Origin of the sequence: Microcoleus sp. LEGE 07076, assembly GCF_015207455.1 — a bacterium.
Classification (GTDB): Bacteria; Cyanobacteriota; Cyanobacteriia; order Cyanobacteriales; family Microcoleaceae; genus Microcoleus.
In genome coordinates, this window is sequence record NZ_JADEWV010000046.1 from 1 (window position 1) to 12797 (window position 12797).

At 46.7% G+C, this 12797-nt stretch carries 11 protein-coding genes and 1 pseudogene; 6 read left to right on the forward strand and 6 right to left on the reverse strand.

What is annotated here, in order from left to right; all coding sequences use genetic code 11:
* The 3 genes and pseudogenes from IQ270_RS10340 to IQ270_RS10350 all read left to right on the forward strand — a co-directional run.
* A pseudogene (locus tag IQ270_RS10340) lies at positions 1-433 on the forward strand (carbon dioxide concentrating mechanism protein); the annotation flags it as partial.
* Positions 434-721: 288 nt separating this feature from the next.
* Positions 722-1495, forward strand: a complete 774-nt coding sequence (locus tag IQ270_RS10345) for a carbon dioxide-concentrating mechanism protein CcmK (RefSeq protein WP_193973139.1) — start codon at positions 722-724, stop codon at positions 1493-1495.
* Between the two features lie 587 nt (positions 1496-2082).
* Positions 2083-3123: a tetratricopeptide repeat protein gene (locus IQ270_RS10350; RefSeq protein ID WP_193973140.1), complete on the forward strand. Its 1041-nt coding sequence runs from the start codon at positions 2083-2085 to the stop codon at positions 3121-3123.
* Positions 3124-3364: 241 nt separating this feature from the next.
* Here the strand turns inward: IQ270_RS10350 and hemL are convergent, their stop codons facing one another.
* Complete coding sequence (hemL, locus tag IQ270_RS10355) at positions 3365-4666, reverse strand: glutamate-1-semialdehyde 2,1-aminomutase (RefSeq protein ID WP_193973141.1); 1302 nt, start codon at positions 4664-4666, stop codon at positions 3365-3367.
* 325 nt (positions 4667-4991) lie between these two features.
* Here hemL and hisIE point away from each other — a divergent pair, with 325 nt between their 5' ends.
* A complete protein-coding gene (hisIE, locus tag IQ270_RS10360; RefSeq protein ID WP_193973142.1) occupies positions 4992-5642 on the forward strand; it encodes a bifunctional phosphoribosyl-AMP cyclohydrolase/phosphoribosyl-ATP diphosphatase HisIE in 651 nt (216 codons plus the stop codon).
* Positions 5643-5924: 282 nt separating this feature from the next.
* Here hisIE and IQ270_RS10365 read toward each other — a convergent pair whose 3' ends face one another.
* Both IQ270_RS10365 and IQ270_RS10370 read right to left on the reverse strand, forming a co-directional pair.
* Positions 5925-8030, reverse strand: coding sequence for an iron uptake porin (locus IQ270_RS10365; RefSeq protein ID WP_193973143.1), 2106 nt, complete (start codon positions 8028-8030; stop codon positions 5925-5927).
* A 217-nt stretch (positions 8031-8247) separates the two neighbouring features.
* Positions 8248-9504, reverse strand: a complete 1257-nt coding sequence (locus IQ270_RS10370) for an MFS transporter (protein WP_193973144.1) — start codon at positions 9502-9504, stop codon at positions 8248-8250.
* Between the two features lie 265 nt (positions 9505-9769).
* On the opposite strand from IQ270_RS10370, the gene IQ270_RS10375 reads away from it, so the two are divergent.
* A complete protein-coding gene (locus IQ270_RS10375; RefSeq protein ID WP_193973145.1) occupies positions 9770-10276 on the forward strand; it encodes a DUF4149 domain-containing protein in 507 nt (168 codons plus the stop codon).
* Between the two features lie 137 nt (positions 10277-10413).
* On the opposite strand, the gene IQ270_RS10380 is transcribed toward IQ270_RS10375, so the two are convergent.
* The 3 genes from IQ270_RS10380 to upp form a co-directional block, all read right to left on the reverse strand.
* The gene (locus IQ270_RS10380) at positions 10414-10707 is read right to left on the reverse strand and encodes a TMEM165/GDT1 family protein (RefSeq protein ID WP_193973146.1); all 294 of its coding nucleotides are present in this window, start codon (positions 10705-10707) and stop codon (positions 10414-10416) included.
* Between the two features lie 201 nt (positions 10708-10908).
* Entirely contained in the window at positions 10909-11376 is a 468-nt protein-coding gene (locus tag IQ270_RS10385; protein ID WP_339384416.1) for a TMEM165/GDT1 family protein, read from the reverse strand.
* A 251-nt stretch (positions 11377-11627) separates the two neighbouring features.
* Entirely contained in the window at positions 11628-12278 is a 651-nt protein-coding gene (gene upp / locus IQ270_RS10390; RefSeq protein WP_193973147.1) for a uracil phosphoribosyltransferase, read from the reverse strand.
* Positions 12279-12603: 325 nt separating this feature from the next.
* Between upp and IQ270_RS10395 the strand changes: the two genes are divergently transcribed.
* Positions 12604-12789, forward strand: a complete 186-nt coding sequence (locus IQ270_RS10395) for a hypothetical protein (RefSeq protein ID WP_193973148.1) — start codon at positions 12604-12606, stop codon at positions 12787-12789.
* Positions 12790-12797 lie beyond the last annotated feature (8 nt).

Sequence of the window (12797 nt, forward strand, 5' to 3'; positions counted from 1 at the left end):
GGTGCTGGTAGTAGGTGCGGGGACGATCGGCGAAAATGCCTGTATAGGCGCGGCGACAACTCTGATTAATCCTTCTATCGACAAACTGCAAATTTTGCCAGCAGGTTCTCTGATCGGAGATACCAGCCGCCAAGTACCAGTAGAAGTAACCGCAGAACCGGCACCGGCACCTCCCTCCGTTAGTACCACACCGGTCGATCGACCGATCGATGAGCCAACCCCCACCGCCCCCGCACAGCCTCAAACACCGCCGGAGACAGACCCACAACCGCCTTCAGAGGCTGCCTCAGACCAGCCCCAACCAGCAGATACCCCAACTATTCTGTACGGCCAAGCTCACATCAATCGGCTGCTGGGGACGCTGTTTCCGCACCGCCAAGCTTTTAATCGATCGGACGAAAACGGCCAAACTCTCTCGGGCGGTTCTGGGTAGCGGTAAGTCGGTTTGAGAATATTCGATTTGAGATTTATTTGGCAGATCAATCTGAGAGATTGATATTTCGCCTAAATTTTGGCGTGGTCATTTGAGCAAAAGGCAGCTATGCTGAAGGCAGAATCAAAAAATATAAATAGGTAATATTATATTATTGGTAGCTCAGCAATTTTTAAGGCTTTGCAGCAGAAATCTGTGTCTTGCAGCTCGTGCAGTCTGTCTTGTCATCTGAGAAACTACAATTATCCACAAATTTTAATTTTGAGAAGTTTCTAAAGGTAATTGAAGATGGACGGACAAATAGAGAGTAACAGTCACCCCGATCGCTCGCAGCGCCAGGAATATTTCAAAGACACTGCTTTGGGTTTGGTGTCTACCAAGAGTTTTCCGGCAATTGTCGGGACTGCTGACATGATGCTGAAGTCGGCAGGGGTGATTTTAGTAGGATACGAAAAAATTGGTTCAGGTCACTGTACGGCGATCGTCCGCGGGCGCATTTCCGACGTGCGTTTGGCTGTGGAAGCAGGAGCTCAGACTGCTGAACAGTTCGGACAGTTTGTTTCTAAATTGGTGATTGCTAGGCCTTTGGCTAATTTGGAAGTGGTTTTGCCGATCGGCTTTCGGTTGACTGAACTCTCCGAAAGTGGCAATTATTCGCGGCTGAGCAATCAGGCGATCGGTTTGCTCGAAACGCGGGGATTTCCGGCAATGGTCGGTGCTTGCGATGCTATGCTCAAATCCGCAGACGTACACTTGGCCGCCTACGAAAAAATTGGCGCAGGTTTGTGTACGGCAATTATTCGCGGTGCAGTCGCAGATGTCGCAGTCGCCGTAGAAGCCGGGATGTACGAAGCTGAGCGGATTGGCGAGTTGAACGCGGTGATGGTAATTCCGAGGCCTTTGGAAGATTTGGAACAAACTTTGCCACTGGCGAGTTGCTGGATAGAACACCGCCAACCTGTGAGGATGCCTGTGTCGGTGAAGGAAAAGGAAAAAGAATTGGTCGAACTTCCAGATTTGGAGAAATTGAGAGTTTATGTGGAAGAGGAAGTCAGTCGGTAATCGCTAATTGGTATACAGTTAGCCAGCAAAAGTTTGTAGATACCTGCTGCGAGAAATACTCAGATCGAGTTGCTCATCAGGATATAAATTTTCCGAAATCGAAGTGCGTGCAACAATTTATACCGATGGGGCCTGTCAACAAGCTTAATTTGGCGATCGAGCCGATCGCAGTCGCATCAAAAGATACAGAGCACTAACGAAAACTAGAGTTGGGAGCGAAAGCCGATCGAGTGACAATCCAACCGATCGAGTAAATCCTGCCGAGGTGCAGGCTCTTTCAAGATGATTTAACTGCTGTTAAAATCGACCTAAATCCTGTTTAGGGTAGATTTCAGCGAATAACTCAAGAGTTACTCTGGGCGTAAATAAGAGCTCTTTCAACAGATTAACGCCTGTCGAACTCAACACTGACTGCAAAGGAATCACCGCCGAGATTTAAGCAATCCTGAAAGTTGACCCACCCAACAAGCGGTACCGTGCGCCGACGCTCTGATGTGGATCTCCCAAAATTTTAGACTGCGGTTGTTGCTTTCAGATTCAATGCTGCAAGTAAATCTCAAATCAAATATTCTCAAATCGACTTACCTATGAACCTCCAACAATTTTACAAGCGCGGTTTGCACAGCGCCAAGAAAGGAAACTACGCAGCAGCAATCGAAGACTTCGATCAGATACTGCAAGCCAATCCCGCTGATGCCAAAGCATATAACAATCGCGGCTTAGTCTACTACTACCTGAAAGACTACCAAAGGGCGATCGCCGACCTCAGCCAAGCACTAGATATCAATCCTAATTTGTTCGAGGCATATCTGAATCGAGGAAATGCTTGGCGACATCTCGGAGAAAACGACAAAGCCATTGAGGATCTCAACTGCGCTTTAGCAAACAAGCCTGACAGTCACGCTATTTACAACAACCGTGGACTCGTACTGGCTAATTTAGGACATTACGAAGAAGCAATAGAAGACTACAATCGAGCTCTATCTATCAATTCCCACAATTATAAAACCTATTACAACCGGGGGCGGGCTTACTACCTTTTGGGAGAAAAAGAGGCAGCAATAGACAACTTTAACGAAACGCTGCGGTTGAATCCTAGATATATCAAAGCTTACATAAATCGCGGTCTCTGTTACCACCAATTAAAAGACAATACGCAGGCGATCGCCGATTATAACACTGCACTCGGCATCGGTCCAAACAATGTTTATGCGTATTATAACAGAGGATGCGTTCGCTATAAATTAAAACAAATGCAGCTTGCAATAGAAGACTTTGACAAAGCAGTGGAACTCGATCCAAACTATGTCAAAGCTTATCTCAACCGAGGTTTAGCGCTGTACAAACTCGGAGATGTGGCAGCAGCCAACAAGGATTTTTACCACGTCATGTGCATTAACGCTGAAGCTTATTTATACTACCAAGCCCAGCGCTGTACGCCCGATATTAATTCCTACTTCAAGGAAGCGCCGCAGATGGAACAGAATAATGCTGTAGAATACTACAACACCACATTAAATACAATGTCAACTTCTCTAACTTCGGCAGCATTAAACTCGATTTGGAATCCAGAAGATTTGGAGAACAGAGACTCGATTATCTGTGAAGGTGAATTTCTCAATGAATGAATTAGTCATTAGTCATTAGTTATTGGTTGTTAGTTATTAGTTATTAGTTATTAGTCAACAGTCAAGAGACAAAAATCAGTAGGGGCGGTGCCAAGAGTGCCCGCCTTTCTTAACAGTCAACAGTCAACAGTCAACAGTCATTATTCATCATAAAAAATTAAAGTCCTTACAGTTTTTTGCAGCAAGGACTTTAATCGTTTATCCCTGAGTTTTAAGGACTTGCATTCGCAACCATCGAACCTTAAATATGAGCCATCACTTCGCGCGCGGCTGCTAAAGTGCGATCGATATCCTCATCAGTATGAGCCAAAGAAGTAAATCCAGCCTCAAACTGCGAAGGAGCCAGATAAATACCGTGCTCCAACATTCCCCGGTGAAAACGGCTGAATTTCGTCAAATCCGACTTCTTAGCATCATCGTAATTGTGAACCGGGCCCGCCGCAAAAAACAAGCCAAACATCCCGCTAATTTGCCCGCCACAAGCCGCGTGTCCGGCTTCCTTAGCAATTTTCAGCAATCCGTCGGACAGTTTTTTCGTAATCCTATCCAACTGTTCGTAAGTGCCGGGTTTTTGCAACAATTCCAAAGTTTTAATCCCAGCAGTCATCGCCAAAGGATTTCCCGAAAGCGTACCAGCTTGATATACCGGGCCTGCGGGAGCCACCATCCCCATAATCTCGCGCCTTCCGCCGTAAGCTCCCACCGGCAAACCGCCGCCGATAACTTTACCCAAAGTTGTCAAGTCTGGAGTGATGCCGAATCTTTCCTGAGCTCCGCCGTAGGCGATGCGGAAACCGGTCATTACCTCGTCAAAAACTAACAAAGCACCGTTATCTTTGGTAATTTCCCGCAAACCTTCGAGAAAACCCGCATCCGGTACAATAAATCCGGCATTACCTACCACGGGTTCTAGAATTACGCCTGCGATTTCGCCCGGATTGTCAGCAAATAAAGCTTTAACAGCTTCTAAGTCGTTGTAGGGGGCGTTGAGGGTGTTGGCGGTAACGGATTTTGGCACGCCCGGAGAGTCGGGAAGCCCGAGAGTGGCGACACCGGAACCGGCTTTTACTAGGAACATATCGGCGTGCCCGTGATAGCAGCCTTCAAATTTAATCAGTTTGTTGCGTCCGGTGAAGGCTCGCATCAGCCGCAAAACGGCCATGCAGGCTTCGGTGCCGGAATTGACAAATCGCACCATTTCAATGCTGGGAACGGCATCGATGACCATTTCGGCGAGCACGTTTTCTAGCAGCGACGGTGCTCCAAAACTTGTACCTTTTTCTAAAGATTCGTGAAGGGCTTTGATGACTTCCGGGTGGGCGTGGCCGCAGATGGCGGGGCCCCAAGTACCTACGTAGTCAATGTATTGGTTGCTGTCAACATCCCAAATGTAGGCTCCTTTTACTCTGTCAAAGACGATCGGCCCTCCGCCTACGGATTTGAAGGCGCGCACGGGGGAACTGACGCCACCGGGCATCAATTTCTGGGCGGCGGCAAAAATTTCTTCTGATTTGGTGGTTTTCAAGTTTGTTGTGGAAACCAATGTTTTCTCCTTAGTGAAGGTCTGTTGTTGGTAGGATACTTTTATAGCGACTTCAGGATAAAGGTTAGGTCGATTCAAGGAAACTATGTTAATAGATTTTAGGATACAAACCAATGAGTAGCAATAGTTGCTTGGGTTTTTCAGGCTTTGTCGCAGTAGCACTCCTAGCTCTCAATTGTAATAATTTGTAAAATAGTTCTTGACAATTTGCCCATCACTTGCCTAATCTCCTCTCTTCTCTCTGTGTCCTCTGCGCTCTCTGCGGTTAATAAAAAAAATATCCGACACCAAAGCGTTAATTTATATGAAAAGCTGCAATAAAATTATGTCTGTTAATGATGTGTCTAGTTTGAGCCGATCGATCCCAATTGAAAAGATCCGTTACGACGATCGCGGTTTAGTACCCGCGATCGTCCAAGATTACTTAGACGGCACTGTATTGATGATGGCGTGGATGAATCGCGAGTCGCTGCAAAAAACCCTCGAAACCGGACAAACTTGGTTTTGGAGTCGCTCTCGCGCCGAGTTGTGGCCCAAAGGGGCGACTTCGGGACACGTTCAAAATGTCAAAGGGCTGCGTTACGACTGCGACAGCGATGCGTTGCTAGTCACAGTCGAACAAGTCGGAGATATTGCTTGTCACACGGGAGAAAGAAGTTGTTTTCACCAAGTTGATGGGGAAATTCAACCGCCGCCGGGGGATATGCTATCTCAATTATTTGCCGTAATTTGCGATCGGCGGGACAATCCTAACGAAACTTCTTATACTTGCAAGTTGTTCGAGGGCGGCGACAACAAGATTCTCAAGAAGATTGGCGAAGAGTCGGCGGAAGTTGTAATGGCTTGCAAAGATGACGACAAAGACGGGATTGCCGGGGAAGTTGCGGATTTATTTTATCACGCTTTGGTTGCTTTGGCTTACCATCAAGTTGATTTGAGAGAAGTATATCGCAAACTGGGCGATCGCAGAAAATAATCGTTTGTAGTCAGGACTTTAGTCCTTAAGTTGCCTAAATTCATGAGAAAAAATTGAAGTCCTTACTACAAAAGACTTCTTGCAAAAATAGTTAGGACGATGCTCAGAGCAACGTCCCACAATTTTTTTTCTTGTGGGACGTTGCTCTGAGCATCGTCCCAAAATTTGCTTGTTACCAGGCTCTGCCTGGTAATGCAGATCCGGAGGCAGAGCCTCCTTCTTTCTGACAACTTACAGGATAGAAGACTGTAGGATGTGTTTAAGTTATTAAGTTTGCGCTCCTTAGAAAGTAAAAGTTGTGCGAAGAACTCCCACCCCTACTGTGTCATTATCCTTAGTTCCTTCAGGATTGAACAGCACAAAAGCACCCGGTGTAATGCTGATATTATCGTTGACCTTGAAGCGATAATAAGCCTCTAAATGGTAAGGAGTTGCTTTGTTTTGCTGAAAACGAGCACCGCCACTTACCGAATCGCGATCCAAAGGCTGTCCAAACAAAATACCTGCATTATTTCCAGATTTGAACAAATCTCGCAAATGAAAACCAACCATCCAACTGTTGAAAGTTGTAGAAGCATTGCTTCTTTCAGCATCAGCAATTATCCAACCTCCATAGGTAGAAACAGCCAACTTCGGAGATAGCCGCCAGGTTGCAGTACCGCCAAACGAATTGAGTCTCACCCCGCCGCTAACAGGCTCTCTACCTCTTCCCAAAATAGAACCCAAATCCGCATCAGATAACCCTGTAGCCAGAATATTCAATTGGTGGCGGCTGTAAGCGTAATTTAAACCAATATCAATACTGCTAGTTGGTTTAATCGTTAACTGCGCTGCCGCAACCGTACTGCCATCAAATAAACCCGCCCCCAACGGAGTACCCGGAAAACCTAAATCGTTAGGCAAAGCAGCATTTACACTGCCGTACAAAGCCGTTAGATTCAGCTTTTTAGAAATGTTCCAAATAAACCCGCCTGCCGATGCCAAACCGCTGCCAGAAGTGCCGCCGGATACGCGCACTACAGGGTTGTAACCTCCAAATCTCGAAATAGCTTCTTGCCCTTCTCCTGCAAAAGGAGTGATTGCTTGAAAAGCGTCCGAAGTTTCCGCTTTCGGGCCGGCAAATAAAGTGATGCTGCTAGAAACTGGAAAGACGTAAAGCAGTTTGTAAAGTTCAACTGTGTTAGCGCCAATGCTAGATAAATTCTGAGGATTAATTCCGGGAAATTGCGGCTCAAAACTCAGCCTTGCCTGACTGTCAGACAAACCGCTAAATGCCCCAGTTGACAAACCTAAATCGGGGCCGAAGCTGCGAATGTTGTAAGTTTGCAAGCCTGTAATCAGCGTATCTTTGCCTGTGAAACTGGTCAGCAAATTGAGTCTTACTCGGTAATTGAAGACTGTCTGAGTATCGCTGTGATTGTTTTTGGTAGTGTCGGCAACACTAAAAATGGCTTCGCCGCTGAGTTTAGTTGTTGTCGAAAATTGATTTGCTTCAAGTTCGGCGGTGCGCGATTCTAAAGCATCGACTCTACCGCGCACGGTAGCCAATTCTGCTGCAAATTCTTCTTGCAACCTTTGGATAGAAGCTAAATCTTCTTTGGTTGCTAAATTTCCCGTACCGCCTCTAATCAACTCTGTTACCTTATCCAAGCAAGCGTTTAAGCCGGCGGCGAATTCGTAGCGAGTCATTGCCCGATTGCCTCGGAATGTGCCGTCTGGATATCCCGCTATGCAGCCGTATCTTTCTACGAGAGATTGCAGGGCTTGAAATGCCCAGTCTGTCGGGCGCACGTCGGAGAGTTGCGAGACAGATGTTACTTGTTCGAGTTCGGTAGATTCGGGAGTTTGGCTGTTGGTTGCTGCGGGTTCTAAGGAAGTGCTGTTTTCGATTTCAGCTAGTTTTTCGGCAGTATAAGTTTCTGTTTGGGCAATAACTGGTGCAGGGCTTTGGGCGGGAATCGCAGGTGTTTTTTCGGTGATTTCGGCTGTTGTCTGCGGGCTTTGGGCGGGAATTGCAGATGTTTTTTCGGTGATTTCGGCTGGGGCTGAGTTTAAGGAGTTTTCTGGTGGGTTTTCTGGGGTTGATGCTGTGGTTTCGGACAGATTGAGGTTGGTTGTGTCTTGGGGGAGATTTGCGAGTCGATCGGCTGTTGAGACGCTACTGTCAACTTGCGATAGGTCAATTTGTTTTAATTCGGATATTTTTGGGGTTTTGACTGGATTTTTAACAGTTGTATTCAGGCTAATTTTAGCCTCTGACTCTTTTAAGTCTTGAGTGCTTAATGTTTCTCTATCTGCAACCGGTGGCATGGCTGCCAAGGGTAAAGAACCGACAAGTAGATATAGTAAACCTACTCCGCCAGCACTAAGTAGTAAATGTGCTTTCACTGCGACTCCTCACAAATAAATTGTAAAATTGCTTGTAAAAATTGTAAACCTATTCGGTAGCGAAGATCACAAGTTTTAAATTCATGAGTTTTAGATTTTTTATATATTTAATAAGGTAGCTGGGGAATTGGGCCGATCGCAGTTTCGGACGGATCGGCCTTTTTTGTGATTTATATATCCGGCGATAAAATATATCACAAAAAAAGTATTTTTGCAACTATTTCTTTAACAGCATTCGATCGAGCTTTTTCAAAATCGCGATCGCCAGCACCACACTAACAGCTAAGCCCAACCAAAAATTATCCGCCCCCCATTTACCCGTATCCAAAGCTAAACCGCCCAGCGGCGGGCCGATTAAATACCCGATCGCCCAACACTGAGAACTAACCGCCAAATACACGCCCCGCAAAGACTCCGGCGCTAAATCCACCACTAAAGCCGAAGCAAAAGGCGTGTAAGCAACAGTCGCCACCGACAAAAAGCTCAAGCCTAAAACAGCTAAAAATAGATTCCCAGTTGCAGACATTCCCGTCAAGCCGATCGCGATAAATCCGATTCCCCACAGCAGCGCCGAAATCATCAAAGCTTGCGGATGGGAAAACCGCCTCAAAGCTTTCACAACCGGCAGTTGCAAAGCTACAGTTAAAAACGTGCTAAAAGCAAACAAAACGGTAATTGTACCTGTAGAAAAGCCTGTTCCCGATGTTCCCACCTGCACAAACTTGCTAAAATACAGCGGCATCGTGGTTTGAATTTGGGAAATGTAGAGAGTGAACAAAGTATTTACTAAGGCGTAGACTAGCAAAGTGCGATCGGCCAGCGCCACCATCCAGCCATTTTTGCGATTTTTTTGGCTTGTGTCAGTTACAGTAGATGGTTTGTAGGTTTCTGAAATCGCGATCGCCACCACCGCAAACAGCACTAAAAATGAAATACCGTCGATCGTAAATAGCGATCGATAATTCCCCGTTACCGCGATCAAAACACCACCCAAAATAATCCCAACTTGCAAACCCAAATTATCCGCAAGCCGCGTCACAGCAAAAGCCTCCTGTCGCTGCGTGCCCTCAGTTAAATCCGCCACCATCGTCTCCGTTGGAGGCCAATACAAACCCACGCCAAAACCCATCAGTAAATTTCCCGCAACTAAGCCCGCAAAATCATTAGTTGCCGCCAGTATAAAAGAAGCAACAGCCGAAATCATTGCCGCCAGCAATAAAGTTCGCCGCCTTCCCCAAAATTTGGAATCGCAAAAAGAACCGCCCAAAAGGCGGCCGAATATTCCCGCAATTGAACCGATACCCAAACCGATGCCAACAGCAGTTGCAGATAAGCCCACGCGATCGACAAAAAAGATCGGCGCGTAAAATAAAGTAAAACCGGTGCCGCTTTGGGAGAGGAATCTACCGGCGGCGAGAATCCAAACTTGAGTGGGGAGACGGGGAAGCCAAGATGATAGTTGAAATTTAGGCATATAAAGTAGATTGTAAGTCGATCGAGTTAGTAATTAGTAGGGTGAATCAGCTTTTAGCAGTTAATTATTTATCAAATAATCTCTGTTGATGTCGCTACAACTACAATTGTTCGATCGCGCGATGAATCCATCGCCCGCCAGCTTAACAATTCTTCTAACTCTGTTAAAAAAAAGTTACCATTAATTTAAAAATACTTAACACGATTTGAGAAAAAAGTTAGTTAAACTCTAGAAAAGGCAGAAAAAAATTTAGAGGGTCTATTATATGACAGCTATTACAACATCGAGAGTGGAATCAATCAAACCGCGCTGGCAAGCAATTGTCATGGTGGCCCTAATTTTCTGGCTCAGCGGTAGCCTGATTATGGATTTAGTAATTATGCCCAGCCTGTTTGTATCGGGCATGGTGACATCTCCCGAGTTTGCAACAGCCGGAAACTTGATGTTCTGGGGATTCAACCGTGTTGAGTTAATCTGTTCGGGCGTGGTGGCAACGGGTGTGATGGTTTTGAGCAATTTATTCGGTGACTTCGGCAAGCGCAGCCGCACAGCAATCATATTATCATTGGTACTTCTGGCGATCGCCCTGATTGACACCTACAGCCTCACACCTCAAATGAGCGCCCTGGGAATGCAGTTAAATCTCTTCGATTCCGCAGCAGAAGTGCCCGCCGGGATGAATTTACTTCACCAAGGATATTTTGTCTTGGAAGCACTAAAGTTGACCCTCGGTGCTACGCTGCTGGGCTGGTGCTACCAAAACCAAGTCTAATCCACAGAATCTTCAAAGGTTGAGTTGAGAAAAACTCCAAAATTAGCGGCGGGCGTGAATTCATGCCCGCCGCTAATTTTTTGGGATTTTAGCGATCTTCAGTATAAATGAAATGCGATCGCTCACCGCCACTTTTTCTACTCCGAGGCCGACGGTAAATCAGATTTCGGCCACAGCAGGCGCAAGCCCATCACCGCAAATCCGATCGCCGCGATCGCCTTTACCACTCGCTCCGGCAAAACCTCAGCCGTACCTTGTCCAACTAAAACGCCGATCAAACTCGCCAGCAACAGCGCCGACGCCGTGCCGAAAAATACAGCCCGCGGCGAGTTACAACTGCTACCGAGGGCGATCGTAGCTAATTGACTTTTGTCACCCAATTCTGACAAAAACACCGTAATAAAAGTTATGCCTAAAAGTTGCCAATCCATATTTATTCAGTTATTCGTTAATTGAGAAATCTAGTAGTATCTGTAGGGCGCGCACTGCACACCGGTTGAATTTTCCGACTTACCAGCAGGCTCCAAAATCCTCGGTTTAACCGCTAAATGCAGCCAGAAACCGGGTTTTTTGCAACTTACCCGCACATGACAGTTGACAATTGACGGTTGACTGCCAATCTCAAAGGTAATTTAACCCAACACTTCCCACAGCAAAACCGCCGAAATCGCCAGCAAAATCACCCCCGCAGCTCTCTCCAAAGTTCTCGGAGCAATCCGACTAGCCAGCCACCTTCCCAGCAAAACCCCCAGCAAACTGGTTGCTATCAAAGCCGCACCCGCACCCGCAAACACAATCCAAGGATTCCGAGATTCAGCCGTCATCAGCAAAATCGCGAGCTGAGTTTTGTCTCCAATTTCAGCCAAAAAAATAGTTGCAAAAGTCGAGGCAAAAATTGCCCAGCGGTTCGGGTTCAGTTTCTTTTCTTCCTGACAAATGTCGGTATTTACATTCACTGAAAGTTCAGCCGACTCCGGGGTTAAAGCAGCACAACTCTGATAAGCGTCTTTTATTTGTAGTTGTACCTGCGGCAGCAAATCGGAATTGGGGGTTGCTGACTCAGAAGCAGACAAGCTTGGCGGTAAAAAATCAAGTTTCACGGGCAATGAGTGCTAAACGGTATTTATTTTTGACTTGTAGTTTTAATCTTAACTTTCTCGGTGCCTGCTTTTACCAAACCAGAGTCATCTTTTTTTTTCCGAGGTTTCAGTAATAGATTCCAGAAACTACTCACCGCCAGCAAACACAGATAAGTTTCACTTAAGTGCAAGATTTATCTGTTGAATCAATTCTTCAATCTTCAGGAATCCAAAATCTTGAAGTTCCCATCTCAAATTGCCGGCCGGATGGTTCACGTGCCGTAAGTTCGATCGCCCGCATCACCCAAACCAGGTACAATAAAACCCTGTTCGTTGACTATTTCGTCGATCGTCGCCGCGTAAATATTCAAACTCGGGTACTCTGCACTCAGCCTCTGCAAAGCCGGCTTGGCAGCCACCACAGAGATAATCCGAATCAAGCTCGGATCTATTCCCCGCGCCATCAACTCCTGCATAACCGCCACAATCGTGCCCCCAGTCGCCAGCATCGGCTCGCTAATTATTACCCGCGTTTGGGGATTAAACTGCGCCGGCAACTTGTTCAAATAACAACTCGCTTCCAACGTCTCCTCATTCCTTACCATGCCGATGTGGTAAATCGCAGCCAGCGGCACTACCGTCTGAATTCCTTCCAGCAGCGACAAACCAGCCCGCAGAATCGGTACCACAACTAACGGAGATTCCGGATTGATAAACGTCGCCGGACATTCTGCCAAAGGAGTCTGCACTGTTGTGTCCACTGTCGGCAGCCACTCTCGAATTGCCTCGTAAGCCAGCCAGCGTCCCAATTCTGTCATCGCAGAACGAAAAAGTACCGATGGGGTTGCCGCGTCGCGGGCGACGGCCAGCCAGTGTTTAATTAACGGATGGGGAGGAACGTAAACGCGCAGTTGCAGGGACATCAGGAAATTGGTGAAATTGCTAGGTTTGAGGGATTTTTTTGCACAGCTCGATCGCTCTATGCAACTTATCACATCCTGGAGGACTCACACAAGCCAGAGATCGAGAATCTACATCATCTTGCACTAATTTTCACTTGTAGGGGTCGCGCCCCCCTGCCGACCCTCCCCACCGACGATTTGTTGTCGTTATTTCAAGGATTGGGGCAGCCACTCTTTGCGTCCCCGACAAGAGCACCGGACTGCTGGACTACTGCCACAAGCCGTCGGTTAGAACCCATACGCCGATCGACCTCCATCACCTTATTGAAATCTTTTTTCAATAGTATTGACATTTATTGGCAACAAGCCTATAGTAATTTTTAGTGTTCTCCTCTCAAAGGATCTGCTGACGGGGGCAGTCGGCAATGGTAGACTGTTCCCGCATTTTTTTGGCAGCAAGAAGCCAGAGGGAGAATTGGATCAGCAATTGCATGAGTCTTCGATCGACCAACCGCAGATGCTAGACAGATAAACACACCC

Excerpts from the sequence above, each read along its gene's own strand:
- IQ270_RS10345 (WP_193973139.1), top strand. The coding sequence starts at position 722 with ATGGACGGACAAATAGAGAGTAACAGTCACCCCGATCGCTCGCAGCGC.
- IQ270_RS10350 (WP_193973140.1), top strand. The coding sequence starts at position 2,083 with ATGAACCTCCAACAATTTTACAAGCGCGGTTTGCACAGCGCCAAGAAA.
- hisIE (WP_193973142.1), top strand. The coding sequence starts at position 4,992 with ATGTCTGTTAATGATGTGTCTAGTTTGAGCCGATCGATCCCAATTGAA.
- IQ270_RS10370 (WP_193973144.1), bottom strand. The coding sequence starts at position 9,504 with ATGCCTAAATTTCAACTATCATCTTGGCTTCCCCGTCTCCCCACTCAA.
- IQ270_RS10375 (WP_193973145.1), top strand. The coding sequence starts at position 9,770 with ATGACAGCTATTACAACATCGAGAGTGGAATCAATCAAACCGCGCTGG.
- IQ270_RS10380 (WP_193973146.1), bottom strand. The coding sequence starts at position 10,707 with ATGGATTGGCAACTTTTAGGCATAACTTTTATTACGGTGTTTTTGTCA.
- upp (WP_193973147.1), bottom strand. The coding sequence starts at position 12,278 with ATGTCCCTGCAACTGCGCGTTTACGTTCCTCCCCATCCGTTAATTAAA.